Source organism: Lysobacter sp. GCM10012299, assembly GCF_042649405.1.
GTDB lineage: Bacteria > Pseudomonadota > Gammaproteobacteria > Xanthomonadales > Xanthomonadaceae > Lysobacter_J.
In genome coordinates this window covers 587,544-613,250 of sequence record NZ_JBHRZC010000004.1, presented here as the reverse complement: position 1 = coordinate 613,250, position 25,707 = coordinate 587,544, and the positions used below count along the sequence as shown (strand labels likewise).

Sequence of the window (25,707 nt, the reverse complement as noted above, 5' to 3'; positions counted from 1 at the left end):
GCGGTGGCGCAACATTTTCCTGGGCGTGCTGGGCCACGATCTGCGCAGCCCCCTAAGCGCCATCGTGATGTCATCCCAGATGATCGCGCGCGTGGCGGTCGATGCCCCGATTGCAGCCGCCGCGCAACGCCTCATTCGTAGCGGCGCGCGTATGCGCGAATTGTTGGACAAGCTGCTGGTGTACAGCCGTGCGCAAATTGGGATGGGCTTCGACATAAAGAAGGCGGACGTGGACCTCGCACATGAGTGCCGCGAAGAGATCGAGCTGCTACGCGCGTCGATGCCCGAAACCCGGATCCATTTCGAATCCCCTGAATCGTTGCGCGGCATGTTCGACGCCGGACTCATACGTGAAGCGCTGGCGAACCTGGTGGTGAATGCGCAGAAGTACGGCACGCGCGGTGGCGAGATTCGCGTCGAGCTCCGCGACGAAGGCACGAGCGCTGAGCTGGCAGTCGGCAATGCGGGCGACCCGATCCCTCGCGAGGTACTTGACTTGATGTTCGAACCCCTCCGGCGCGGCGGCGTATCCGGCGAATCGGAGCGCGCCAGCCTGGGCCTGGGACTATTCATCGTGAGTCAGATCGCGCAGGCCCATGCCGGCACTATTCGCGCGGAATCGGCGGAGGGCACGACGACTTTCAAATTGCATCTACCCCGGACCTGACGACGGCCATGGCCGGTAACCGACATCGGGGGCTACCTAGCGACTGGCCCGATGCTAACGTCCGCTTCCGACCCAAAGCCGACTTACGGCGGAGCCGTGGAGATCACGGCAACCAATTGTCGGGACTTTCTTCATCCTCGGAGCGACTTGAATGAGTGACTTGTTCCGGACGCGCAATCCGGAACCAGTGAAGAGAACTCTCTTGCTGGCGCTCCCACAGATACATGTCGCGCTCCAACTGTCGGACAATCTCGCACGCATATTGGAAAGGTTTGTGGATGAAGTCGATTTCGCGCCCGTCCGGGGAGATAAGCCGAACGCAGCAGTCTCGTCGAGCTCGGCTCGGGCGTATCGGTCTGAGCTGCCACCCTGGCGGTAGGTTTTGCATGGTCATTCCACAATCCGCTCTTGCGCGCTGCCTAGAGAGACAACGTAAAGGTGGCCGTGCCATCGCCGCGTGACGGCCGCCCCTGCATACTCAGGTTTCTTCACGTCAAGGCCACGAAGCCGTCGCGTGGTCGAATGCGCCACCGCCGGGGCGGGGCTAACGTCCGCTTTCCATCCAAAGCAGACATCTGGCGATCGACCGTCAAGCATCTGTCGCATTCTCCACCGAATCTTGAGAACGTCCATTTACCCCGAAGGCGGAACCGGAACTGCCCGCGACCTCGAAACCGAGTGGCGCGGAAGGTCGATCGTAAAGACGCACCCAGAACCTGGAACATTACGCACGCTAAGGATGCCCCCGTTGGCCTCGATGCTTCGTCGGGAGATCGACAGGCCTAATCCGAGGCCGCTTCTGTCTTGCGCCCCTTGAGTGAAAGGCTGAAACATCTTCTCCGCGTCGCCTGGTGGGAGGCCTCCGCAATGGTCCTCGACGTCGATCAGGACGCGATCAGCCATTGCATATGCATTAAGGGTGACTTCGCTGTGAGGGTGCGAGAACTTGAAGGCGTTCTGCAGGAGATTTCCTGCTGCTGCAAGGATCAGGTCCCGATCCACATCGAGCGCCAACAGCGGGTCAACGCTGGAGACATTCAACTTGCAGCCCCGTACGTCTGCTTCAAGCGATGCGGATAGCTTGAGCTCGGCAAGGAAGTCGACCACAGAGAAGAGCCGGTTATGTAATGGCAGGCCCGCTGTCATCCGGACCTCTGCCAAGGAACGATCGATCAGGTTGCCCAAGCCCACCAGGGCCCGGTCAAGGACGACGCCGGTGGCGCCGCCCAATCCAACACTGCCCCCCTTGATGACGGAAAGCGCCAGGGTGGCCGTGCACAATTGGTTACGCAGCTCGTGGGCGAAGAAACCAAGTCTCTCATTGAGCGCGTGGGCCTGTTGATCGGCGACGACAAAGTCGCGCTGATAGCCGAACTCGGTAACGGCGTTGGCTATGGCGTTGTCGAGGCAACGGTTAAGTGTCCTGAACTCATCAATGCTGATCGCCGCATCCTGTTCGAATGCCAGGTCAGTGATTGCCTGGCACAGGTCGCCGTAGTCATGGACCACTTCCTCTACGGTGAATCCGTGCTGCATTAACTCCTTGCCGTGCTGTGCGGCCGATTCGCCGATTTCTGACAGTGCTGGCTTTCCACCGCCGGAGCGACCAGAAACTTTGCGACTCCGCATCGGATCCGAGGTCCTCTCTAACGCAAGGGTCTTTATGACCTGATCGAGGAACACAGTGATCCCGTGCTTCAACTCTTCCCCGGCCGTACCAGGCGGCGATCGACCTGCCACTTTCGCCCGGCAGCGAGCGATTAGCTCGTCTCGATTCGATATTAGGAACTGGTACATCACCGAGCTCACTGTACGCCGACTAATCTCAGTGTGTGGTGTTGGAGGACGTGTCGCCGCCGGGCGGTCGTCCAGTGGGGTTGTGGAAGCGCTTGAAGAGTCGTTGGTCGGAAAATTGTTACGCCCAGGTGTTGACTGGACTGGGAAACCGTCACGCAGGTTCGGGGCGTGCGTACCGTTCACCTCTTGATTTCTCGGATTTGCCGATAGCGGGTCAGCTTGCCGGGTTTGGAGCCGATGCGGTCGGCAACTTGGCCGGTGCCAGGCAGACCGGCCACTGGCTTGCTTGGCTCAACGAAACCGAAACAGTCACTGACCCGACGCGAATGAGCGCTTCTAGCCGATTGCGGACGTCGGGGACTACTTGGGCACCGGGACCGGTGCTACCGTCCGCTTCCGGCCCAAAGCGGACATTTGGGCGAGCCACGGTCGGGATGCGCGACAGATAGTCGCTTCACATGACTTTGACGCTAAGACGTCTCTCATCGCGAGACCTCCAACAAGGCGTCCATCATGATCGCGAAACTGCATACGCACCGAACGAGAGCTCTGGCTTCACTAGGTTTCTCGCTGCTTGCTATCGCGTGTGCAACTTCGTGCAACCGGCAAGTTCCGGCAGCACCGGAATCTGGAAAGCAACGTGCCGCTGATGAGGCATCCGGCACTGCCACAACTACTGCCGAGGCGCGCAAGATCGCGAGCGAAGCGTATGTCTACGGCGTTCCGCTGGTTGATCAATACAAGACGATGTATGCCTTTTCGGTGGACAAGGCCAACCCACAGTACAAGGGGCCGTTCAACACCATCCTCAACATCGCGCGTGTGTTCACCCCAGAGGACACAGCGTTTGTAACGCCAAACTCGGACACCCCATATTCCTTTGCCGGACTGGACCTTCGCGCTGAGCCGATGGTGATCACCGTCCCGAGAATGGAGAAGGACCGCTACTTCGTCTTCCAGCTGATGGACCTATACACCTTCAACTTCGACTACATCGGCAGCCGCACAACCGGCAACGATGGCGGCACGTTTCTCATAGCCGGACCGAAGTGGCAAGGCGAGACGCCCAAGGGCATCACCAAGGTAATTCGCTCCGAGACCGACCTGGTCACGGTGGTCGGGCGTACGCAGCTGTTCAATCCGGCGGACCTCAAGAACGTGAAGCAGATCCAGGCCGGGTACAAAATTCAGCCGTTGTCGGCGTTCCTGGGCACCACTCCGCCCCCGGCGGCGCCGGAGTTGCAATGGCCCAAGCCCATTGCGCCCGGGAAGGACCAGACCTCGCCGGAGTTCTTCAATCAGCTCGCGTTCCTCTTGCAGTTCGCTCAGCCTTCGCACCCGAGCGAAGCAGCACTGCACTCCCGCTTCGCCGAGCTTGGCATCGTGCCGGGGAAACCGTTCGATCTGTCCGCGCTGTCCCCGGATCTGCAGACCGCAATCAAGGAGGGCATGGCGGATGGCCAGAAGGAGATCGATGCGAGGCGCGCCTCGCTGGGCGGTAAGACCGACAGCCTCTTCGGCGATCGCGCGTTCCTCAAGAACGATTTCATCGCGCGCGCTACTGGCACGCAGGTCGGCATCGGCGCCAACTCGCGTGAGGAGGCGTTGTATCCGATCCTCGACAAGGACGCCGACGGCCAGCCGCTGGACGGCGGCAAGGCGAAGTACACGCTGCACTTCGATAAGGACGGTCTGCCGCCGGTCAACGCATTCTGGTCATACACCATGTATGAGCTACCCCAACAGCTGTTGGTGAAGAACCCGATCAACCGCTATCTAATCAACGCGCCAATGCTGCCAGGTCTAAAGAAGGACGCCGACGGCGGACTGACGATCTACATCCAGGCGGAGTCGCCGGGCAAAGACAAAGAGTCCAACTGGCTTCCCGCGCCGAAGGGGCCGTTCGTGATGTTCGCCCGATACTACTGGCCAAAGCAGGCTTTGCTGGACAACCAATGGAAGGCACCACCGGTGGTCAAGGCACCCTAGCGAGTGTCCGCCCATGGCCGAAAGCGGGGGCGAGCTGCGCTGCTGACCCGGACCGGAACGGCATGGAGAGTCGGCGAGGGATACGGTTTTGGCCCCTTGGGCGAGCGCGCGCTCGCCCAAGGGGTTCGATGCCGCCATGAGGGAATGTGATCGTCAGGCGTTGAACTCGCGCATCGGCTCCAGAGAATTAGGCGAAAGACCGCTTTGGGAGTCCTGCTCCCTTGTGAGATCACTGACGGGTGCCTTACTCCGCTACGGAGTACGGAAATGGTGCTCAACGTGCGCGGTCGCGCTCGGTCAGTCGTATCCCATAACCTTCAGTTCCGCTGTTTGCGCGTTGCCGAGGATCTTGTACTGGACGGTCACGGACTTGAGCCGTCCCTTGAGCCCCGGTGCATTCGCCGGCGCCGTCTGTCCGCCAGACTTCAGCACGCCCACGTCCTTCATCGTGTCGTCCGGACGGTTGTCCCAATGAAGGACGAGGTTAGTGATCTGCACGTCGGCGCCTTCGACGGCGAGCTTGACTTGTTTGACGTCCTTCTCCCACCGGCCACCGGTGCTCTTGATCGCCGCGCTGGGATCGCTGGCCTTGAGCGTCTGCTGCCCCAGCACGAACCATTCGTCGGCAGCGCTGGCGCTTCCCGCTGAGCCGACGAAAGTGGCCGTCGCGATTGCGAGGGAGATCATCAGGTTGCGTGTCTTCGTGCTCATCGACGTTTCCTTTTTGATACGTTCAAGCATCAATGTCGGTCCGCCACCCCTCGCGGCCACCCGCGGTCGGACGACCGCAACCTTTTACGCTATCGGCTCGCGAGTTACCCTGACGTCAAAAGGGTTCGACGCATTGGTGCGCGCGCCTCCCGTCAGCGGACATGGGGCCTTCCTAAGCGTCGGGACCGGTGCTGCCGCCGAACCGATGAACGACATTGGAACCTTACGCAGTTCCCAGTTCCTTCAGGATCCGAGACAGGTGAGCCATGTCATAAGGTTTCCGCAGATACAGTGTTTGGGCAAAGGCTTCCGGCAAGAGACTCGGATCACGAGCGCTCGTGAAGAAGAACCTGTGCCCTATGTCCAACAAGTGATGGGCTAAACCAAAAGACAGCTCTTTGCCGATCTCGATGTCGAGCATTGCCACGTCGAAGGATATGGCGCTAACCGCCTCGACAGCGCTGGCTATCGTTGAGGCAAGAAAAGTGTCGTGGCCCTCGGCATCCAAAGCCAGCACTACGCATGCAGCCATCAGTGCATTGTCTTCTAGGAGGAGAATGCGCACAGGGTTCCCCAAGCTGCACGCCTGGCATGGGCCGCCGCACTGCCCACCTGAGTAATGGCGCGGCGGTTCTGGATCATAAGAATCTGCACGGCCTAGCCTCATCTCGCAGAGAGCTGCACGGAGGCCCGGATGGCAAGACTGCGGATGACACCAGTCCGATGCACAAACAACGTTACGCGCAGAATGGTAGCCGCACGTGACGCCGCAGTCTTTGCGGCGTTGCGCGTTACGTGGAGTTAAGCCGCCAGGAATGGCGCGCTTGTCATCAAGGTTCTCGAAAATTTGACCGTGGGCCGCGTAGTCCCCGCTAGACCTCCCCCGCGGCGCAAACAGCAGATCTGCGGCACGGCAGCGGGGTAAGCCCAATGCTCTTGAGGCTAGCTCAGTTAGGACGATCGTCCGAAGGATCCTGGCCCCAGTCCATGGGAGACGATGATCGCCAGCAGCCGCGTTCACGCCCCTGTTTGGCTATGGGGCGCCTCGACAGGTTTGGACTGAGGGGAGTCCTTTTGTCGCAGCCAGATGCTCAGCACTACGAGCGCGAAGACTGCCAAAAATTCGCTTTGCCAATTCTGGAATGATTCGAACCAGAATTGCGCGTCGGTAAAATGGGTCCAAAGCGAGATGGGCAGTTCACCCTTTACTGCTCGTTCCTCGAGCTCGTGCCTCCAGCTTCCCTCCAGGTGAAGCCAGAAGGAGAGCAGGAACAACAGACCGAGCACCGTCGACAACGAGTGCCCGTACAGCTTGAGGCACCAGCCTCCCATTGTGACCGGCCAAGGCGTTGGCCCGTCGTCGATACGTTCTTGTTCCAACGCTGGGTCCATGGGTCGTGACTCCGCCGACCCCTTTTGTCGAAGTCGGACGGTAAGCAGCACATACAGGCCCATCTGCAAGAACTCACTCTCCCAGTTCTCGAAGATTGCCGAAACGAAGTGGCCGCTTTGCAGATACTCCCCTAGCGCAAGTGCACGCGCACCATCGTGGACGCGCTCATCGTTGTAGGCCGCTTGCCCGGTCAACACCTGCCCAGCAAGAGACAGCGCCATGAATGCGACTAACACGAGGCTTAGCCCATTTTCTTGTAAGAAACCTGTCCGCTTTGTTGCCATTGGGAACCCTCCTGCGATGGAGGTTCGAACAACTTGTGTGAGGCTGGCGTGCCAGCGCTTTTCTCTCGTTAAGGAACTTCACACTACAGATGAAACGGCGAGACCATAGTGATCCGACCATCCAAATGAATGAGTCGCCACCATGGACCGCACTTCAAAGTTTAACGAAGCCAAGATCAAGGAACTGCTGCTACAGGCGCTAGAGACCGAGCGCGGTGGAATACAGGTCTATACCGCAGCAATCTCAGCCGCCGTCAACCCTGACCTGAGGCAAGAGTGGGAAGAGTATCTGGACGAGACCCGCACGCACGAGAAGGTGCTGACGCGCGTGTTCCAGGACCTCGGTATGGATGCTGAAGCGCAGAGCCCTGGGCGCAAAGTGGTCGCGCACCAAGGGGCCTCTCTTGTAGAGGCCATTGAGATGGCTATGCGAGATGCGAAGCCCGATGCTGCCGAACTTGTCGCCGCCGAATGTGTCGTCCTCGCGGAAACCAAGGACCATCAAAACTGGGAGCTGATTGGACATGTGGCCAAACACGCGACGTGGGACGGAGCCGCCGTTCTCAAGGCCGCATACGATGCAGTGGAAGATGACGAAGATCATCACCTGTACCACACCAAAGGCTGGTGTCGTGAGTTGTGGATTCAATCCCTCGGCTTCCCAGCAGTGCTTCCCCCGCCGGAAGAAGTGAAGCACGTTGAAACCGCCATCGGCGCCGCGAAAGCGGAAGCTTCTCGAGAGCAGATGATCTGACGCAGAGTCAGATAGCTGTGCGGCTTACACGAGGGAGCCGTACAGCTTCGGGGGAAGGTTCATGGGTACGCGACAAATCCGGTCGGTGGTCTGCCGGCCGGTCTACTCAGCGCTAATCCGCACTATAGGTGAGCAGACTCGGGAGTTGCACCCGGACGCGTCGTGGGACGCTGTCTCGCGCGACATAGAGCAACTCTGGCGGTCTTATGCCAGTGCTACAGGAATGGGATGGGAATCCGTTGAAGCCAGGATTTATACGGCTTGGAAAGACGCGGGCCGAGTTGATTATCGTCCGTAGCCCTTGGTACCCCCTCCAGTGCTTGCCAATATCAAGCAGTTACTCACTCTAGGTAGTTCTACGGTGAATGACGTGAGGCCGTCCACGGAACGAGCGGCAACGGTCCCGCCGTGCGCCAGTGCGATCTGACGGACGATGAAGAGGCCCAATCCGAGGCTGTCCACGTCGGGATTCGAATCCGGCCCTTCCCGGAAGTGGCCGAACGGCATGAACAGCGCGGACATCGTATGGTCTGGTATGACAGGGCCTACATTCTCGACGACCAACGTGATGGCACCTCCGTCACCCTCGAGTGTTACTTGGATTGGTCCACTGGGGTCGCCGTGCTTGGCGGCATTGATCACAAGGTTCGCCATCGCTTCACGTATGCGAGATGCGTCGAACTGCCCGCTTGTCTGCCCGCCGGATTCGTACGAGATCGAATGTTCTGGAAAGAGAGACCGAAGCAGGTCTAGCTCGTCCTGAAGCTCGATATCGAGATTAGTCTGGACGCGTATGATCCGAATGCCGCCTCCCAGCGAGGCTTTGCTGTAGTAGAGCAGATCATCCAGAAGCGACTTCATCCTGGCCCCGCTACGCTGGAGTCGCTCAACGAGCGGCTTAGCTGGCGAGCTGTCCGGAGTCATCCGTGCAAGAACTTCCGCAGTTAAGGAGTTGACGGTTAGCGGGCCACGAAGGTCGTGAGCCAAGGTGCCAAGAAAAACATTTCGCCACCCTTCGATTTCCGCCGAGAAGTTCGCAATGGTTGCTGCGAGCGCTTGGTCTATGGCCTCATTGAAACGCGTCATGTCCTGCAGCGCGTGCTCATCCGGCGCGGACGAGTCACTCCATAGCCTGAGGACGGAAGCCCTAAGCGCACGAACCTCCGCGACAACCTGCTCGAGCGTGAACCCACCTTGCGCACGCAACCTCGCGTAGGTTCCTGCTGCGGTGTCTGGGGGCCGGGGGCGAGGACCGGGGTTTGGGACCTCTCTGCCGCCTCAGCGCGACCCTGAACCGTGCGCAGATCCCGTACTACGGCGGCTACGATCAGGGGCAGGTGCTCGCGAAGATGATCGGTGTTCGGCGGCGGCTCGGCCGAGGGGGAAAAGGAGACCGCCACCTGCGCCGCCCGGTCTACGATCGTCGAGCTGTTCGCCTCGATAAAGTCGGCCAGCCGCTGTCCCATTCCCGCACCACCAGTCACCACCGCAGCCGGCCAATCTTAACGCCTCAGGGTGCTCCGTTTGTCAATGAGCCGACAGCCTAGCTAGATGTCTGGCGCCTGATCCGCCCCGCATTCGCCACCGCCCACCGCTCCACCCATGCGATCGCCAGTGCCTCGTTGGGCGCAGGACAGCACCGCTCCCGCTTGATGTCCAGATGCCGGTTAACGGTCGTCCGCCACTGGTCGTTGTGGAAGGCGACCACTGCCACGGCCACCGGCCCGCAGTGCAGCCAGCGCGTGGTTGCCGGCCCGCTTACGAAGCCACGGCGCCAGGTGATGTCAGGCGGGAGCGGGCGGCGGGTCATGCTCAGGGATGGTAGCGGCGAGCGTCGCAACCGGTGAGATTCCGAGCAGCTCTGATGCCAGCTCCAATCACGAAGGAGCAGGGCATGGATTTTGAGAGGTGGTATCGGAAGGCTCAGCGCAGGGCGACGGCCATGCAGTGGCAAGCGGGTGTGCTCGCGCTGCTCGCGATCGTCTTGGGGGCCTTCCTCAAGAGCGTGGCTGCAGGTGCGCCTGACATCGTGAAGCCGATCTTCGAGGTATTCATGTGGGCGCCGCGCCTGTGTGCGGTGGGGGCGCTTGCGCTATTCGCCATTGGCGCCTGGAACGCATGGCGGCTGCACCACGATCCAGTCGCGCTGCACGAAGGGCGCTGATCGTTCTGCCGTGTTACCCAGGTGTTACCCACGGAGCTTGCGGCGTCCAAAAACATAAAGCCCAGTAAAGCCTGAGAGCCTTACTGGGCTTACGTTTAATCATGGTGGCCGGGGAGGGAATCGAACCCCCGACACGGGGATTTTCAATCCCCTGCTCTACCAACTGAGCTACCCGGCCATTCCGCGACGGTCAGGCCGTGCGAGGAGCGGAATGATACGGATCGCGGGCGGGCATGGCAAGACCGGATGTGCGCTGAACGGGTTCGCGGCCCGCTGCAGCGCCGCCGCCGGGCGGGTGCAAGATTGTGGCGTGTTCCTCCAAAGGCAGCCCGCGCGCTGCAGGAGAGCGTCATGAAAGCCTTCGTCCTGGCCTGCCTGGCCGCGTTGCTCGCCAGCGCCTGCGCCACCGAGTCGCGCATCAGCGATGCTGACAAATTGCAGCTGTACCGCGCCCATGCCGGCGCGCCGGTTCCGAACTTCCAGTACTTCGGCCGCCTCGATGGCTGGACGCCCCTGGGCGACACGGCGCTGGCGGTATGGACCAAGCCCAGCGAGGTCTACCTGCTCGAGCTCAAGGGCACCTGCCAGGACCTGGACTACGCCCAGGCCATCAGCGTGACCAATCAGTTCGGGCGGGTGTACCAGAACTTCGACAAGGTCCTCGTGCTGAGCCGGGCGTCCAACCAGATCCCGTGCTGGATCAAGGAAATCCGTCCGGTCGATGCCAAGGCGCTGAAGCAGGCCGAAAGCGAGAAGCGCGCCGCGCAGGTCGCCGAGCGCGAGAAAACTTAGGTTTCCGGGGCGACGTAGCCGGCAGGTTTGGCGGCGTCGCCGCCGAACAGGAACTTCTCCATCTCGGCTTCGAGGAAGGCCCGGTGCTTGGGGTCGAGCGGCGACAGCCGGTTCTCGTTGATCAGCATGGTCTGGTGCGCCAGCCATGCCGCCCAGGCGGTTTTGCCGATGTGGGCGAAGATGCGCTTGCCCAGTTCACCCGGCCACGGCACGTAGTCGAGGCCTTCGGTTTCGCGCTTTTCGTATTCGCAGTAGACGGTGCGGGGCATGGTTCAGGGTTCCCGGGCGCTGGCTTCCAGCAGTTTGCGGATCGGTGCTGGTATGCCGATCGCGCCGAGCTCCTCGCGTGCGACCCAGCGCAGGTCGTCATTCTCGCCGATCCGGCCGCGCAGCGCGGTGCCGCGCCAGCGCAGTGGCTGCAGTTGCAGCTTGTAGTGGCTGAAGGCGTGGTCGATGGCGGGCAGTTTCTGCGCGGTTGAGAAATCGCCGGTCAGGTGCTGCTGGAACCAGTCCTGGGCCAGCGTGTCGTCCTCGGCCTGCGGCAGCGTCCACAGCGATGCCCAGATGCCGCTCGGTGGCCTGCGCTGCAGGAGGATGCGGCCGGCGTTGTCTTCGGCCCAAAGCACGTGCGCGTACTTCTGCGGTGGTGTCTTGCCGGGCTTGGGCGTGGGCAGGTCGGCTACGCGGCCTTCGCGTCGGGCGACGCAGTCGACCTGCATCGGGCACAGCACGCAGGCCGGGTCGGCGCGCGTGCACAGGGTGGCCCCGAGGTCCATCTGCGCCTGGGTGTAATCGGCCATCCGCAGCGGCGGCAGTTGCGCGCGGGCGACATGCTCCTCGGCCAGCAACCACAGTTGCTTCTCGACTGCCGGCAGGCCGGGGTAGCCGTCGATGCCGTGGTAGCGGGTGAGCACGCGCTTGACGTTGCCGTCGAGGATCGCGCAACGCTCGCCCCACGCCTGCGAGGCGATCGCCGCGGCGGTGCTGCGGCCGATGCCGGGCAGGGCGGTGAGCGCGTCGAGGTCGCGTGGCAGTTCGCCATCGTGCAGTTCGACACAGCGCTTGGCCGCGGCATGCAGGTTGCGTGCGCGGGCGTAGTAACCGAGGCCGGACCACAGCGCGAGCACGTCGTCGAGCGGTGCGGCGGCGAGGTCGCGCAACGTCGGCAGCGCGGCCATGAATCGTTCGAAGTAGGGCGCCGCGGTCTTGACCTGGGTCTGCTGCAGCATGATCTCCGACAGCCACACGCGGTACGGCGAGCGCGGGTGCTGCCACGGCAGGTCGTGGCGGCCGCTGACATCGAACCAGGCCAGCAGGCGCGTGGCGAACAGGTCCGTCACGGCGACATCGCCTCGCCCGGTGTGGGCGTGAAGTCCACTTCGACACCTTCCAGCGTCCCGCCGGGAATCTCCAGGCGCGGCGTCGACAGATGGCCCGCCAGCGGCGGCAGCGGCGTGCCGTTGTCGATCGCGTCGATCCACGTCAGCACTTCCGGCAGGCGGAAGCGGCCTTCGAAACGCGTGGCATCGCGCTGCAGTTGCATGGCGCTGGTGTTGGAGAGGTCGGCGCGCCCGCGGTACTCGTATCTGAAAGGCAGCGCCGACACCGAGGACTCCAGGGGTTCCGGCAGCTCCGGCCAGGCCTTCGGCCAGTCGGCGATCAGTCCGCCCAGCTGCAGTGCGAGCACGTCACCAAACGCGAATCCGCCACGTGCGTGCAGGCTCGGGATGGCGTCGCGTCCGCGCAGGGCGAAGCCGAGCGGCGACATGCGAACCTCACCCTCGTGCACGCGCAACGGGCCGGCGAGGCCGAACACGAACGGCAGTTCGGTGTCGCCGTTGCGGTAACGCGCAGCGGCGCCGAGGCGGACGATGTCGATGCCGAGGCCGTCGTCGCCGTCGTGGACGCGACCGGACAGCGTGAGACGCATCGGCAGCGACCACGGCGCCTGCTCGACGCCGACGCTGCCGGTCAGGCCGAGCCCCGCGTTGGCGGCGGGGCGGGTGAGCGCGGCTTCGAGGTCGAACGGCGCGGCGAGGGTGCCGCTGACGAAGCGTCCGCGCAATTGCGCGGACAGCGAACGCTGCGGATACAGCGCGGGCAGGTCGATATCGAGCGCGTCGACCGACCAGCCATCGCCGATGACACGGCCGCGCACCAGGCGCAGGCCATCGGTGAACGTCGGGATGCGCGTTTCCGAAGGCGGTCGCGTTGCCAGCCAGCGCTGCAGCGCGGCGATGTCCAGTTGCGGTGCGTCCAGTTCGATGCGCCGCACGGTCAGGTCGTCGCCGGCCGCGCGGATGGTGGCCCAGGGCACTTCAAGCTGGATGCGCTCGGCACGCAGCAGCGGCGTCGGCGCGCCGGGCTGGCGCGCGACGACATCGCGCAGCAGCAGCATCGGCGTGCCGCGCAAGCGGTACTCGCTGGCGCCGGCGGCGGTGATCTCAAGGCCGAGCGACTTGCTGGCTTCGGCGAGGATCAATCCGGCGACGCGACTGGGCTGTCCCACCCAGCGCAACGCGAGCACCAGCAGCACGAACGCCACGACCAGCGCGATCAGCAGGACGTTGCGGCGACGCATGGGGCGATGCGCGTTGGCGGGTTCCGGCGCGGCCATGCGTGATATGGACGGCGTCAGGCGCCGAGCGACTCGGGCAGCAGGGCGTCGACGAAGGCCTCGGCGTCGAACACGCGCAGATCCTCGGGACGTTCGCCAATGCCGGCGAAGCGAATCGGAATGCCGAACTCGCGCGCCAGCGCGAACACCACGCCGCCCTTGGCCGTGCCGTCGAGCTTGGTCACGACCAGACCGGTCACGCCGACTGCGGCGTGGAACTGGCGCAGCTGCGAGAGGGCGTTCTGTCCGGTGGTGCCGTCGATCACCATCAACACCTCGTGCGGCGCATTGGCGTCCAGCTTCTGGATCACACGCTTGATCTTGCCCAGTTCGGCCATCAGGCCCTGCTGGGTGTGCAGGCGGCCGGCGGTGTCGGCGATCAGCACCTGCGTGCCGCGGGCCTGTGCGGCCTGCAGGGCATCGTAGGCAACCGAGGCCGCGTCTGCGTTCTGGCCCTGGGCGACCACGGGCACGCCGTTGCGATCACCCCAGGCCTGCAGCTGGGCGACGGCGGCAGCGCGGAAGGTGTCGCCGGCGGCGAGCATCAGCGGACGGTTCTCGTCCTTGAAGCGCTTGGCCAGCTTGCCGATGGTGGTGGTCTTGCCGACGCCGTTGACGCCGACGGTGAGCAGCACGAAGGGCTTGGCACTGGTGTCGATCTGCAGCGGCTGGGCAACCGGGCGCAGCATCGCCAGCAGGTCGGCGCGCAGTGCGGCCAGCAACGCCTGCGCATCGGCGAACTCGCGGCCCTTCATGCGCTTGCGCAGCGATTCGATCAGCTGGGTGGTGGCGCCGACGCCGACGTCGGCGGTGATCAGCGCGGTCTCGATTTCGTCGAGCAGGTCGTCGTCGAGCTTGGGGTTGCGCGAGAACAGGCCGCTGAAGCTGCGCGCGAAGCTGCTGCCGCGCAGGCGCTCGCGCCAGCCGGTCTTGCCAGGCGCAGCGGCGGGGATCACCGGGTGCGTGGCGAGGGCGGCTTCGGGAGGCAGGACGGACTCAGTCGCCGGCACGGAGGCCGGTGCCGGCGGCTGTGAGGCGACCGGCTCCACGTCCAGCGCTGCGGCGATGATCTCGGCCGGGACCGGGACCGGTTCTGCTTCGACCGGTTCGCGCAGTTCGGCGGCGGGAGGCGCTTCGGCTTCGACGACGACTTCCGGCGCCTCGTGCTCCTGCGGCGCAGGGAAGGCGGCAGCCAGTTCCTCAATGCTGTAGGCGCCCTCGCTGGCGCCCGGCTTTGCCGCTTCGGCTGGAGTCTGGGGTTTCTTGCGGCGGAAAAAACTGAGCATCGAGGGGGGAGTCGGCGAATGCGCGAGAATGCATACATGCTAGCACCGGCCCCCTCCCGACCCCGATGAACAAACCGCCCCGGCGCCATCCCACCGTCGTGTCCAACCCGACCAACGAGGCCGCAGGCAAGGTGCGCCTGATCGGCGGACGCTGGCGCGGCACGCGCCTGAGCGTGCCGGCCGTGGCCGGCCTGCGACCGACGTCGGACCGGGTCCGCGAGACCCTGTTCAACTGGTTGATGCCGATGCTCCCCGGCGCCCGGGTGCTCGATGTGTTCGCGGGCAGTGGCGCGCTGGGATTGGAGGCACTGTCGCGTGGTGCCGCCGGCGCGGTCCTGGTCGAACGCGATCCGGGACTGGCCGATGCCCTGCGCACGCTCGCCGCGCGCTTGCCCGGCGGCGAGGCGGCAACGGTGGTCCAGGCCGATGCGCTGTCCTGGCTGGCCGCCCAGCCCGAAGCCGGTTTCGACCTGGCCTTCATCGATCCGCCCTTCGCTGCCGGCCTGTGGGACGCGGTGCTGCCGCTGGTCGCCGCCCGCCTCGGGCCCGACGCCTGGCTCTACGTGGAAGCGCCGCATGACGCAGCGCCGCAACTGCCGCCGGACTGGCGCCTGCACCGCGAAGGCCGGACCCGGGAGGTGCGATATGCCCTCTACCGGCGCTCGGCGCCGCAGGCGTAAAGCCGGCGGGATGCTGTGTCGCCCACGGGCTGGCGCCCGAAATTGGCGTCACTGTTACACTTCGGCCACCTGTCGACGACCCGAATGACCGTGGCCCGAAACCGAATCGCCGTCTACCCCGGCACCTTCGACCCGATCACCAACGGCCATATCGACCTGGTCGATCGCGCGGCTCCGCTGTTCGAGCGGCTGATCATCGGCGTGGCCGAGAGCCCCGGCAAAGGCCCGGCGCTGCCCCTGGACCTGCGCGTCCAGCTGGCGCGCAAGGCGGTGGCGCACCACGAGAACGTCGAGGTCCGCGGCTTCGACAGCCTGCTGGCCCATTTCGTCGACCACGTCGGTGGCGGCGTGCTGCTGCGCGGCCTGCGCGCGGTGTCGGACTTCGAGTACGAGTTCCAGCTGGCCAGCATGAACCGCCACCTGATCCCGGAAGTCGAGACGCTGTTCCTGACGCCGGCCGAACAGTACGGCTTCATTTCCTCTTCGCTGGTGCGCGAGATCTCCCGCCTGGGCGGTGATGTCTCGGGTTTCGTGCCGCCAGCGGTAGCCGCCGCGTTGCAGGCGCAATGGCAACGCAACCACCGTTGATCACCCGCAACCGCCCGGCGACACGCGCCCATACCCGAACCAGATCCTCCACCAGTTCCATCATTCAACCTGAAACCAACAAAGGGGACCCCGTATGAAGACCACCACCCGCCTGCTGCTGCTCGCCTGCCTGTCGATGCCGCTGCTGGTTGCCTGCAACAAGGGCGAAGACAAGACCGCTGCCGTCGTCCAGGCGCCGCTGGTTGCGCCGACCACCAATGAAGGCGCCGCGTGGGACACCTACCTGACCGAAGTGGTCAAGCGCAATATCGAAGGTGCCACCAACGTTTACCTGTACACGCTGCCGGATCCGGCCGGCGCCGATTTCGAAGGCGAGTACGCCCGCCAGCTCGAGAAGGCGCAGGGTGACGTCGCCCGCGGTGGCGTCGAGGGCACGCTGCTGGCCTTCGGTTCGCAGAATTCGGCCAAGTCGGCCGACCTGGCGATCGCTTCGTTCACCGGCGCACAGCCGGGCGCGATGAAGGGCGTGCGCGTGATGTTCATCGGTGCCAGCGCCGACAGCGAGCGCGTCAAGGCCGCCGTCGAGCCGTCGGGCGCGAAGTACGAGTTCATCGAAGCCAAGTGACGTTCCGGGGCGTGGCCGCATCCGCGGCCACGCCTTTGCCGGAACGTCATCCCCGCGAAGGCGGGGATCCAAGGACGTTGCTTTTGCCAGTACGGCACGCATATCAGGAACCAGAGTCCTTGGATTCCCGCCTTCGCGGGAATGACGACGCCCCCCATGTCCCTCAAGATCAACGAGCTCTGCATCAACTGCGATGTCTGTGAGCCGGCTTGCCCGAACCAGGCCATTTCGCAGGGCGAGACCATCTATGTGATCGATCCGGCGCGCTGCACCGAATGCGTCGGACATTTCGACGAACCCCAGTGCGTGGTCGTCTGTCCCGTCGAGTGCATCGATCCCGACGCGGAATATCCCGAATCCAACGAACAGCTGCTGGCCAAGCTCGCTCGCCTGCAGCAGGAGCTGAAATGATGCGTCAAGCGTTGCGTGTGCTGGTGAGCGCCAGTGTGTTGTCCGCCGGTCTCCTGTTCACCGCAACGCTGCCGCTTCACGCAGCCCAGAAAGCCGCCAGGCCCGCAGGCCATCCGCCGGGCGTGGCGATCTCCAGCGCCCACGCGCTGGCCACCGATGCCGGCATGGAGATGATCCGCAAGGGTGGCAATGCCTTCGACGCAGCGGTCGCCGTGTCGGCGACGCTGGCCGTGGTCGAGCCGATCAGCTCGGGAATCGGCGGTGGCGGCTTCTTCCTGCTGCACGATGCGAAGAGCGGGAAGGATGTCTTCGTCGATGCGCGCGAGACCGCGGTGGCCGCGGCGACGCCGGCCGCTTACCTCGACGACAAGGGCGAGCTCAATCGCGATCGGGCGACCAATGGCCCGTGGTCGGCCGGCATTCCCGGTTTGCCCGCGGCGCTGGTGCATGTCTCCGGCAAGTATGGCCGTCTGCCGCTGAAGACCTCGCTGGCGCCGGCGATCCGCATCGCACGCGAAGGCTTCGAGGTGTACCCGCGCCTTGAGCGCGGTTATGGCAGCCGCCGCGAAGTGATGGAGCGCTACCGCGGCACGCGCGAGGTGTTCCTGGCCGACGGCAGCCCGGTCAAGGCCGGCGAGATCCTCAAGCAGCCCGACCTGGCACGCACGCTGGAGCTGCTGGCCGACAAGGGCTTCGACGGCTTCTATCGCGGCGAAGTGGCCGGCAAGCTGCTGGCGGCGGTGAAGGAAGAAGGCGGGCAGTGGCGCGCCGAAGAACTGGCCGGCTATCGCGTCAAGGAACGCGAGCCGCTGCACTTCAATTACCGCGGCTGGGTCGTGACGACCGCGCCGCCGCCGTCGTCGGGCGGCGTGGCGCTGGCCGAAATGCTGCAGATGCTGTCGGGTTGGGACCTGTCCAAGCTCGATGACGCGCACCGCACGCACGTGATCACCGAAGCGATGCGCCGCGCCTTCCGCGACCGCACGATCTACCTGGGCGATCCGGACTTCGTGAAGATGCCGCTGGCGCGCCTGGTCAGCGCCGACTACGCCGCCGGCCTGCGCGCCACTATCCATCCGGAAAAGGCCACGCCGAGCGACCTGCTGCCGGGCCAACCGGCGCCGCTGGAAGATGACGAGACCACGCACTTCTCGATCATCGACGCCGACGGCAACCGTGTCTCGACGACGCAGACGGTGAACCTGCTGTACGGCTCGGGCATGGTCGCGCCGGGCACGGGCGTGCTGCTCAACAACGAGATGGACGACTTCGCCCTGCGCCCGGGCACGCCCAATGCATTTGGCGTGATGGGCTTCGCGGCGAACGCGCCGCAGGCGGGCAAGCGCATGCTCAGTTCGATGACGCCGAGCTTCATCGAATCCAAGGACAAGCTGGCGGTGATCGGCGCGCCCGGTGGCAGCCGCATCATCACCGAGGTGCTGATTGGCATCCTCGGTTACGACGCCGGCCTGGGCGCGCAGCAGGTCGCCGCACTGCCGCGCATCCACCACCAGTGGATGCCGGACGTGATCTCCGCCGAAAAGGGCACGCTCGACGCGCAGACGGTGTCGGCGCTGGAGGCGATGGGGCACAAGGTCAACGCCGGCGAGAACACCTGGGGCAACCTGCAGACGGTGTCCTGGGACAAGCGCAGTAATGTGCTGGAGGCGGGTACGGACCCGCGCAACCCGGTGGGCAAGGGCGCTGTCGAGTAAGTCGTAGCCCGGGTGAGCAAAGCGCACTCGGGTTCCGTGCTCGCCCGGCGAGGCGAACCCGGGTGCGCTTTGCTTACCCGGGCTACTTCGCCAGATTTCGATATCGCGAACCTAACGCGCGGGGAGGTACCCTAGGCCCATGAAACTCTGGTCAATCCTCGGCAACAGCCAGAAGCTCGACGGCGGCGCGATGTTCGGCAACGCGCCGCGCGCGATGTGGGCCAAGTGGTCCCCGCCTGACGAACACAACCGCATCGAACTCGCCTGTCGCGCGCTGCTCGCCAGCCCGCTGGCCGGCAAGACGGTGCTGTTCGAGGCCGGCATCGGTGCGTTCTTCGAACCCAAGCTGCGCGAGCGCTATGGCGTGGTCGAAGACCAGCATGTGCTGGTGCAGTCCCTGGCCGCCGCCGGTTTCGCTCCGGAAGACGTCGACGTGGTCGTGCTGTCGCACCTTCACTTCGACCATGCCGGCGGACTGCTCGCGCCGTGGAAGGAAGGCGAGTCGCCGACGCTGCTGTTCCCGGACGCCAGCTACGTCGTCGGTCGCGAGCATTACGAGCGCGCACTGCATCCGCACCCGCGCGATCGCGCCAGCTTCATCCCGGAACTGCCGGCGCTGCTCGAAGCCACCGGTCGCCTTGAACTGGTCGATGGCGAGTACTCGCAGACACTGGGGCACGCGGTGCGTTTCCATTACAGCGATGGCCACACGCCGGGACTGATGCTGGCCGAGGTCGTCGGCCCGGACCTTGTGGACGGCGAGTCGCACGGCGGCGTGGTGTTCTGCGCCGACCTGATTCCGGGGCGGCCGTGGGTGCATGTGCCGATCACGATGGGTTACGACCGCAATGCCGAGTTGCTGATCGACGAGAAGAAGGCGTTCCTCGCCGACAAGCTTCGCCGCAACGTGCATCTCTTTTTCACCCACGATCCGCAGTGCGCGCTGGCGCAGGTCACGCAGGACGACAAGGGCAAGTTCGGCACCACCCACGAGGTGGCCGAACTGCAGGCGAGGGCGCTGGGCGCATGACGCCGCGCGGCGCGACAGCTTGGCTGTCGCTGGCCTGCGTGGTCGCCGTGGGCATGGCGTGCAGCACCGCGTTGGCCCAGCCGGCGGTGGTCGACGATTCGCTGGATGCGCCGAAACCCGGCGCTGCGCTGCGCGACCGTGATTTCGGAGTCGGCACGCGCGGCTTTGGCCTCGATCGCAAGGTCGAGATGTACCAGTGGCGTGCCAATCGCGACGGCTACACGCGCGTGTGGAACTCGGCGGCGATCGATTCGTCGCAGTTCACGCCGGGGCATGCCAACCCGAAGAAGCTGCCGCTGGAAAATCGCCGCTGGTGGTCCGACGACGCGACGCTGGAAGGCAAGCCCATCGACCTGGCGGTGTTGCAGACGCTGGGGCAGTGGCGCGTGTTCCGGCCGAATTTCTCGCGCCTGCCGGCGAACCTGGCGGCGTCGTTCCAGCCCGAAGGCGATGGCCTGGGCAGCGCCGAGAATCCACTCGATCCGCAGGTCGGAGACATCCGCATCGTCTGGCGCGAGCTGAGCCTGCCGCCGCTGGAAGGCAAGGTCGAGCTTCGCGGCGACCGCTGGGTGCTGTCGCCGGAAGCCGCCGCGCAGGCATTGAGTGCGGAGCGTGCATCCACCGTGGTCGAGCTGCCGCCGGGCACGGATGAGCGGCTGCTGCCGTGGTTGCTGGGCGCCGCGGCGATGTTGCTCGGTGCGGCGCTGGTGTGGCGGCGCGTGCGGCGCAAGCGCGGCTGACAGCCAGCCGTCATCCCGGCGCACGCCGGGATCCATTTGCTTCTGCTTTACGGCACGTCCATGGATTCCCGCCTTCGCGGGAATGACGTGCATTGTCAGCCGTTGTGCCGCGTGCCGAAGATCTTGTCGCCGGCGTCGCCCAGGCCCGGCAGGATGTAGCCGACGTCGTTGAGGCGGTCGTCGATCGAGGCGGTGTACACCTCGACATCCGGATGGCGGCTTTCGAGCACGCGCAGGCCTTCCGGCGCCGCGACCAGGAACAGTCCCTTGATGCGCTTGCAGCCGGCCGCCTTGAGCATGTCGACGGTGGCGACCAGGGTGCCGCCGGTGGCCAGCATCGGGTCGAGGATGAGCGCGGTGCGCTCGTCCATGCGGCCGGTGAGCTTTTCGTAGTAGCCGACCGGTTCGAGCGTCCGCTCGTCGCGCTGCAGCCCGACCACGCCCACCTTCGCCGCGGGAATCAGTTCCAGCACGCCGGGGAGCATGCCCAGCCCGGCGCGTAGGATCGGCACCAGCGTGACCTTGGCGCCCTTGATGCGGCGCGTCTTCACCGGCCCGGCCCAACCGTCGACCGTGACTTCTTCGGTCTCCAGGTCGGCGGTGGCCTCGTAGGTGAGCAGGGTCGCGACCTCGGAGGCGAGTTCGCGGAATTCCTTGGTGCTGATCCCGGCCAGGCGCATCAGGCCGAGCTTGTGCTGCACCAGAGGGTGGCGGACTTCGATGGTTTTCATCGCGCAAGCCTAGCGCAGCCGGGCGCGGTCGGCATGCTCCGGGAGGCATGCCGCCGGCCGCCGAGCGGGCGTCTACACGTTCCCGTTCGCAGGGACGGCCGAAACTCGTGGCGTCCGGCAAGGAACGCCGAAGGAGCCTCATGAGCAATCCCGCCGTCACCTACGAACGCGAGATGGTCCCGGTGCTGTTCCGGCCCTGGGTCGCTCCGCTGCTCGAACTGGCGCGTCCAATGCCGGGCGAGCATGCGCTCGACCTGGCCTGTGGCACCGGCGTCGTCGCGCGCATGGCCGCCCCGTTCCTGGTGCCGGACGGGCGCATGGTGGGCGTGGACCTCAACCCCGACATGCTCGGCGTGGCGCAGGTCCAGGGCGCGGTGGAAGGGCTCGACATCGAGTGGAAGCAGGGGCGGCTGGAAGTGCTGCCGTTCAACGAGGGCGAGTTCGACCTCGCGCTGTGCCAGCAGGGCCTGCAGTTCGTGGACGATCGCGCCGCGGCGCTGGGCGAGGCACGACGGGTGCTGCGCGAGGATGGCCGGCTGGCGATGGGCGTGTGGCGCGGGCTTGACCACCACCCGTTCTGGTCGCGATTCAACGACGTGCTGGTGGAGCTGATCGGCATCCCGGCGCTGGCCGCACCGTTCGAGCTGGGCGACGCGGCGGAGCTGGAAGCGTTGCTGGTGGCCGCGGGGTTTCGCGATATCGCCATCCAGGCGCGGTCGATGCCGGCGGTGTTTCCGGACCCGGAGAGTTTTGTCGCGATGGAGGTGGATGTCATCGCGGCGGCCGTGCCAGCCACGCAACACCTTGACGCGAGGGCGCGTGCGGACTTGACCGAGGCAGCGCAGTCGCGGCTGGCGGGGGCGATCAGGGAGCAGATGTACGACGGGCACGTCGTGGTGCCGATGCATTCGCATCTGGTGTTGGCGCGGATGTAGATGCGCGCACGCGACCCGGGTGCGGCCGTTGGCCTTACCCGGGCTACGTGTGTCGTCACCCCGGGTGCGGCCTGGGGCCTTACCCGGGCTACGTGTGGTGCGTAGCCCGGGTAAGCGCAGCGCACCCGGGGCGCGATGCAACTCAGAACGAATAACGCGCAATCAACTGATAAACCGGCCCCGAACTCTCGCGCTCCAACTCATACTCGTCAAAATCACGATCGATCTGATCGGCGGCATTGTCGAACTTGTTGAACGCTTCATCCTTGGAGGCATCCAGCAGGTTCGACCCGGTCAGACGCACCGACATGCGATCACCGAACCGCTTCTCGACGAACGCTTCCAGGTCGCCATCGTAAGTCGTGGTGATTTCCTCGCTGACGATCCGCGAGTAGGCTTGTCCCTGGCGGCGATAGCTGGCGCCAAACGAGACACCCCATTCCGGGATGTTCTGGATGAAGCCGACGTTGTAGACGTACTTGGCCTGGTTGTTGAAACGGCGCTCGCCGAACTCGTCGTCGACCGAGCTGTCCAGCCACGAGTAGTTGACGAACACGCCGGTGTCCGGCAGGTCGAACACGGTCAGCGGCGTCGACAGGTCGAACTCGATGCCGTAGACGTAGCCGTCGCCGACGTTGCGGGCGGTGTAGACGAAGCTGTCCGGATCGAACTGCGGGTAGCCCGGGGTGGTCTCGTCGGCGCCCGGATTCTCGTCGAGGAACTCCTCGACCTCGTCCTCGAAGTCGCCCAGCGCCGTCGCGCTCGGCTCGCCGGTGTTGACCGTCTCGATCAGGTCCTGGATGTCGCGGTAGAACGCGTTCACGCCGAACACGCCGCGCTGGCCCAGACGACGCTCATAACCCAGGTCCAGGCCCCAGGCGCGCTCGGGTTCGAGCAACGGGTTGCCGGTGAAGTCGTTGTCGCCGAACTCTTCCTCCAGCGTCAACGGCAGCATCTGGTCGAAGTTGGGGCGGCGCACCGTGCGCGCCAGCGACAGGCTGATGCGGTCGTCGGCGGTCACGTCCCACTTCAGGTGTGCGGACGGCAGCAGCGTCGAGTAGTCGTTGGAGACGGCGGTGTCGTCGGCACGGACGTCGATGTCAGTGGTCTCGTAGCGCAGGCCGGCCTCCCAGGCAATCGCGCCCGCCGCTCCCGAGAACATCAGGTAGGGATCGACGCGGGTCTCGTCGATGCGGCTGGCCATGCCTTCGAAGTCGTCATAGGCCGGCAGGGCGACGTCCTCGTCATCCGATTCGACCTCGGCGATCTGCAGGCCCGTGTCGCGCTGCTTGTCGAGGTAGTCGACGCCGAACTCGAGCTTTGCGTTGCCGACATCGCGCTTGTGCGCGGCCTTGAAGCCGAGCTCGTCGTCACGGATGTCGCTGAGCGTGCGCGTGCCTTCGCGGACATCGAACGACGGCGGCGTGTCCTCGTCGTCGAATTTGCTCTCTTCCTCGGTCGACACGGTGTCGTCGTCGAAGCGGGCGTAGTCGAGGTCGAACTCGGTGCGGCCGCCGAGCATGTCGAACTCGTAGTTGGCACCGAACGACCAGTTGTCCTGCTTGATGTTCTCGAGCTGGTCGTTGACCGACAACAGGTTGTCGCGACTGGTGCTGGTCGGGTCGTTGTACTCCAGCGAGTGCTCTTTCTCGTCGCGGTCGGTACGCACGTAGAAGCCGTCCAGCGACAGGCGGCCGGTGCCGATGTCGTGGGTGTAGGACACGTTGGCGGAGTAGTCGGTGCCGTCGCGGGTGTCGTCCTGGTCCTCGCGGTTCACGAAGTCGCCATCGGGCTCCTCGAAACGGTCGCTGCGCTTGACCTTGGGGTTGTAACGACCCTGGACATTGAATCCACCGAGCAGGCGACCGCCGCCGACTTCCCCGCTGCTGACGGCGCCGTAGGTGTTCTTGTACTGGCCGTCGTCGAAGTGCATGACGCCGCCACGGACGTAGCTGCCGTCGAACTCGTAGGCGTCGCGCAGGACGATGTTGAGCGCGCCGGCCACGGCGTCGCCGGAGCGGTTGGCACTGGCGCTGCGGACGATCTCGATGCGCTCGACCAGTTCGGCCGGGATACGGTCGACGAAGAACGAGCGGTCGTTGCCGGCGCCGGGCACCTTCTTGCCGTTGATCAGGATCTGCGTGTAACCCGGATCGAGGCCGCGCAGCTGTGCGCCGTCGTACTCCAGCACGTCGGAGACGAAAGCGACGCTGGGCACGCGCTTGAGCATGTCGCCGACGGTCAGCGGCTCGAAGCGCTGGAAGTATTCCAGGTCGTAGGACAGTACCGGCGCGGTGGCGTCGGTGCGGTTGCGATAGGCGATGTCGGCCTGGACGACGACAGCATCGAGCTGCTTCGGGTCCGGCGCCGGACCGCCGGCGTCATCGGCGGCGGCGGTGAAGCTGACCGGAGCCAGCGCTGCGACAAACAATGCACGCGACAAAGCGCGCGACAGGAGGTTTCGTTTCATTCGATCTGCATCCCCATGCAATTCGGTGGGCAAGACGGCGGCAAACAAACCGCGAGTTGTACGCGCCGGGGATGGCGGAAATATGTCGGGAATTTGTCGGAACCTGGCGAAGTAGCTGCGCGCCTACCCGCAATCAAAGCGTCACAATGGCGGCGTAGAAAGCCGAGGTTTGCTTTCAATCTTCCGGGGGAAACGTGACGTCACGACTGGCCACGCTGGCACTCATATCCATGCTCACTGCCTGCGCCACGACCGCGCCGGATGCGGGACACGCGCCGGAACCGGACGAGAAGTCCGCGCAGGCCGATCCGCTGCTGAGCCAGTCGGACGTGCTGCACAAGGTGGTCAGCGAAGCGTTCATCACCGCCGCCACGCCGGACGACAACATCGACTCGCCGGCCAGCTGGCGATCGCCCGATGGCAAGCGCTGGTTGATCGCAACCGCCAAGGCCACCGACAAGCTGGTGGTCCATGACGGCGACAGCGGCGCGTCCGTCCGCAGCGTCGGCGGACCTGGCACCGGGCTTGGGCAGTTGCAGCGCCCCAACGGCATTGCCGTGATCGACAACTACGCACTGGTGGTCGAGCGCGACAACCACCGCGTGCAGATGTTCCAGCTGCCCGACCTCAAACCGCTGCTCGTGTTCGGCGGTGAGGATCTCAAGCAGCCGTATGGGCTGTGGGTGCGCGCGCAGAAGGACAGCTACGAAGTCATCGTCAGCGACAACTACATGTCGCCGCAGAACGAGGACCTGCCGCCGCCGCTGGCGCAGCTGGGTGAACGCTTCAAGCGCTACCAGCTACGGCGCGTGCCGGGTGGTTGGCAGGCGAGGCTGATGGGCAAGTTTGGCGATACCGGTGAGGCTGGCGCGATCCGCATCGCCGAATCGGTGTTCGGCGACGTCGCCAATGATCGCCTGCTCGTGGCGGAGGAAGATGTCGCCACCGGCACGCGTCTTCGCGAGTACGGACTCGACGGCCAGTACCGTGGTCGTGATATCGGCGCCGGTCTGTTCAAGGCGCAGGCGGAAGGCATGGCGCTGGCGCGCTGTGCCGATGGCAGCGGTTACTGGATCGCCACCGACCAGTTCAAGGATCGCAGCCTGTTCCATGTGTTCGATCGCGCGACGCTGAAGCATGTCGGTGCGTTTGCCGGCGGCAAGACCGCCAATACCGATGGCGTGTGGCTCGACCAGAGCGCGAGCGCGCGTTTTCCGCAGGGCGTGTTCTACGCGGTCGATGACGACCAGGCGGTGGCGGCGTTTGATTGGCGGGATATCGCCAGGGCGCTGTCGCTGCGGGATTGCAAAGCCCCCTCTCCCTGACCGCGTTCGCGGTCGTCCCTCCCCCACGAGGGGGGAGGGCAG

25 protein-coding genes and 1 tRNA gene are annotated in these 25,707 nt (G+C 64.9%); 14 read left to right on the top strand and 12 right to left on the bottom strand.

Going from position 1 to position 25,707, the window contains the following annotated elements:
* The coding region (locus ACFOPO_RS14015) for a sensor histidine kinase (RefSeq protein ID WP_386703855.1) at positions 1-667 on the top strand (667 nt) is incomplete at its 5' end.
* A gap of 633 nt (positions 668-1,300) precedes the next feature.
* On the opposite strand, the gene ACFOPO_RS14010 is transcribed toward ACFOPO_RS14015, so the two are convergent.
* The gene (locus ACFOPO_RS14010; RefSeq protein WP_386703854.1) at positions 1,301-2,464 is read right to left on the bottom strand and encodes a sensor histidine kinase; all 1,164 of its coding nucleotides are present in this window, start codon (positions 2,462-2,464) and stop codon (positions 1,301-1,303) included.
* A gap of 513 nt (positions 2,465-2,977) precedes the next feature.
* Here ACFOPO_RS14010 and ACFOPO_RS14005 point away from each other — a divergent pair.
* Positions 2,978-4,453 (top strand): DUF1254 domain-containing protein, encoded by a 1,476-nt coding sequence (locus tag ACFOPO_RS14005; protein WP_386703852.1) that lies wholly within the window; start codon positions 2,978-2,980, stop codon positions 4,451-4,453.
* A gap of 297 nt (positions 4,454-4,750) precedes the next feature.
* On the opposite strand, the gene ACFOPO_RS14000 is transcribed toward ACFOPO_RS14005, so the two are convergent.
* From ACFOPO_RS14000 to ACFOPO_RS13990, 3 genes are all read right to left on the bottom strand, one after another.
* Complete coding sequence (locus tag ACFOPO_RS14000) at positions 4,751-5,164, bottom strand: hypothetical protein (protein ID WP_386703851.1); 414 nt, start codon at positions 5,162-5,164, stop codon at positions 4,751-4,753.
* Positions 5,165-5,387: 223 nt separating this feature from the next.
* Positions 5,388-5,729 (bottom strand): hypothetical protein, encoded by a 342-nt coding sequence (locus tag ACFOPO_RS13995; protein ID WP_386703850.1) that lies wholly within the window; start codon positions 5,727-5,729, stop codon positions 5,388-5,390.
* 452 nt (positions 5,730-6,181) lie between these two features.
* Entirely contained in the window at positions 6,182-6,841 is a 660-nt protein-coding gene (locus ACFOPO_RS13990) for a DUF6766 family protein (protein ID WP_386703849.1), read from the bottom strand.
* 142 nt (positions 6,842-6,983) lie between these two features.
* Here ACFOPO_RS13990 and ACFOPO_RS13985 point away from each other — a divergent pair, with 142 nt between their 5' ends.
* On the top strand, positions 6,984-7,595 hold the full coding sequence (locus ACFOPO_RS13985; RefSeq protein WP_386703848.1) for a DUF892 family protein: 612 nt from the start codon (positions 6,984-6,986) through the stop codon (positions 7,593-7,595).
* 285 nt (positions 7,596-7,880) lie between these two features.
* On the opposite strand, the gene ACFOPO_RS13980 is transcribed toward ACFOPO_RS13985, so the two are convergent.
* Complete coding sequence (locus tag ACFOPO_RS13980) at positions 7,881-8,681, bottom strand: sensor histidine kinase (protein ID WP_386703847.1); 801 nt, start codon at positions 8,679-8,681, stop codon at positions 7,881-7,883.
* Between the two features lie 808 nt (positions 8,682-9,489).
* Here ACFOPO_RS13980 and ACFOPO_RS13975 point away from each other — a divergent pair.
* Entirely contained in the window at positions 9,490-9,759 is a 270-nt protein-coding gene (locus tag ACFOPO_RS13975) for a hypothetical protein (RefSeq protein WP_386703846.1), read from the top strand.
* Positions 9,760-9,861: 102 nt separating this feature from the next.
* Here ACFOPO_RS13975 and ACFOPO_RS13970 read toward each other — a convergent pair.
* Positions 9,862-9,937: transfer RNA gene (locus ACFOPO_RS13970), tRNA-Phe, on the bottom strand.
* A gap of 173 nt (positions 9,938-10,110) precedes the next feature.
* Between ACFOPO_RS13970 and ACFOPO_RS13965 the strand changes: the two genes are divergently transcribed.
* Positions 10,111-10,551, top strand: coding sequence for a DUF6491 family protein (locus ACFOPO_RS13965; protein ID WP_386703844.1), 441 nt, complete (start codon positions 10,111-10,113; stop codon positions 10,549-10,551).
* Here ACFOPO_RS13965 and ACFOPO_RS13960 read toward each other — a convergent pair.
* From ACFOPO_RS13960 to ftsY, 4 genes are read right to left on the bottom strand one after another with little or no spacing between them, the layout of a single operon-like run.
* Positions 10,548-10,820 carry an oxidative damage protection protein gene (locus ACFOPO_RS13960; protein WP_386703843.1) on the bottom strand — a complete coding sequence of 91 codons (273 nt, stop codon included), beginning with the start codon at positions 10,818-10,820 and terminating at the stop codon, positions 10,548-10,550. The genes ACFOPO_RS13965 and ACFOPO_RS13960 overlap by 4 nt on opposite strands.
* A gap of 3 nt (positions 10,821-10,823) precedes the next feature.
* The gene (gene mutY / locus ACFOPO_RS13955) at positions 10,824-11,891 is read right to left on the bottom strand and encodes an A/G-specific adenine glycosylase (protein WP_386703841.1); all 1,068 of its coding nucleotides are present in this window, start codon (positions 11,889-11,891) and stop codon (positions 10,824-10,826) included.
* Complete coding sequence (locus ACFOPO_RS13950; RefSeq protein ID WP_386703839.1) at positions 11,888-13,132, bottom strand: hypothetical protein; 1,245 nt, start codon at positions 13,130-13,132, stop codon at positions 11,888-11,890. The genes mutY and ACFOPO_RS13950 overlap by 4 nt, the downstream gene beginning before the upstream one ends.
* A gap of 53 nt (positions 13,133-13,185) precedes the next feature.
* Complete coding sequence (gene ftsY / locus ACFOPO_RS13945) at positions 13,186-14,454, bottom strand: signal recognition particle-docking protein FtsY (RefSeq protein ID WP_386703837.1); 1,269 nt, start codon at positions 14,452-14,454, stop codon at positions 13,186-13,188.
* Between the two features lie 65 nt (positions 14,455-14,519).
* Between ftsY and rsmD the strand changes: the two genes are divergently transcribed.
* The 7 genes from rsmD (at position 14,520) to ACFOPO_RS13910 (ending at position 20,204) form a co-directional block, all read left to right on the top strand.
* Positions 14,520-15,134 (top strand): 16S rRNA (guanine(966)-N(2))-methyltransferase RsmD, encoded by a 615-nt coding sequence (rsmD, locus tag ACFOPO_RS13940; protein WP_386703835.1) that lies wholly within the window; start codon positions 14,520-14,522, stop codon positions 15,132-15,134.
* Between the two features lie 84 nt (positions 15,135-15,218).
* Complete coding sequence (gene coaD / locus ACFOPO_RS13935; protein ID WP_386703833.1) at positions 15,219-15,722, top strand: pantetheine-phosphate adenylyltransferase; 504 nt, start codon at positions 15,219-15,221, stop codon at positions 15,720-15,722.
* Between the two features lie 94 nt (positions 15,723-15,816).
* On the top strand, positions 15,817-16,308 hold the full coding sequence (locus ACFOPO_RS13930) for a hypothetical protein (RefSeq protein WP_386703831.1): 492 nt from the start codon (positions 15,817-15,819) through the stop codon (positions 16,306-16,308).
* 156 nt (positions 16,309-16,464) lie between these two features.
* On the top strand, positions 16,465-16,719 hold the full coding sequence (locus tag ACFOPO_RS13925) for a YfhL family 4Fe-4S dicluster ferredoxin (protein WP_386703830.1): 255 nt from the start codon (positions 16,465-16,467) through the stop codon (positions 16,717-16,719).
* Positions 16,719-18,434 carry a gamma-glutamyltransferase gene (gene ggt, locus ACFOPO_RS13920; RefSeq protein ID WP_386703829.1) on the top strand — a complete coding sequence of 572 codons (1,716 nt, stop codon included), beginning with the start codon at positions 16,719-16,721 and terminating at the stop codon, positions 18,432-18,434. Before ACFOPO_RS13925 ends, ggt begins: the two co-directional genes overlap by 1 nt.
* 139 nt (positions 18,435-18,573) lie before the next feature.
* Positions 18,574-19,464: an MBL fold metallo-hydrolase gene (locus ACFOPO_RS13915; RefSeq protein ID WP_386703827.1), complete on the top strand. Its 891-nt coding sequence runs from the start codon at positions 18,574-18,576 to the stop codon at positions 19,462-19,464.
* Positions 19,461-20,204: a TMEM43 family protein gene (locus tag ACFOPO_RS13910; protein WP_386703826.1), complete on the top strand. Its 744-nt coding sequence runs from the start codon at positions 19,461-19,463 to the stop codon at positions 20,202-20,204. Before ACFOPO_RS13915 ends, ACFOPO_RS13910 begins: the two co-directional genes overlap by 4 nt.
* A gap of 95 nt (positions 20,205-20,299) precedes the next feature.
* Here ACFOPO_RS13910 and upp read toward each other — a convergent pair whose 3' ends face one another.
* The gene (upp, locus tag ACFOPO_RS13905; protein WP_386703825.1) at positions 20,300-20,935 is read right to left on the bottom strand and encodes a uracil phosphoribosyltransferase; all 636 of its coding nucleotides are present in this window, start codon (positions 20,933-20,935) and stop codon (positions 20,300-20,302) included.
* A gap of 140 nt (positions 20,936-21,075) precedes the next feature.
* Between upp and ACFOPO_RS13900 the strand changes: the two genes are divergently transcribed.
* A complete protein-coding gene (locus ACFOPO_RS13900; protein ID WP_386703824.1) occupies positions 21,076-21,870 on the top strand; it encodes a class I SAM-dependent methyltransferase in 795 nt (264 codons plus the stop codon).
* Positions 21,871-22,012: 142 nt separating this feature from the next.
* Here the strand turns inward: ACFOPO_RS13900 and ACFOPO_RS13895 are convergent, their stop codons facing one another.
* A complete protein-coding gene (locus ACFOPO_RS13895; RefSeq protein WP_386703823.1) occupies positions 22,013-24,340 on the bottom strand; it encodes a TonB-dependent receptor plug domain-containing protein in 2,328 nt (775 codons plus the stop codon).
* 230 nt (positions 24,341-24,570) lie between these two features.
* On the opposite strand from ACFOPO_RS13895, the gene ACFOPO_RS13890 reads away from it, so the two are divergent.
* The gene (locus ACFOPO_RS13890; RefSeq protein WP_386703892.1) at positions 24,571-25,665 is read left to right on the top strand and encodes a phytase; all 1,095 of its coding nucleotides are present in this window, start codon (positions 24,571-24,573) and stop codon (positions 25,663-25,665) included.
* Positions 25,666-25,707: the final 42 nt, after the last annotated feature.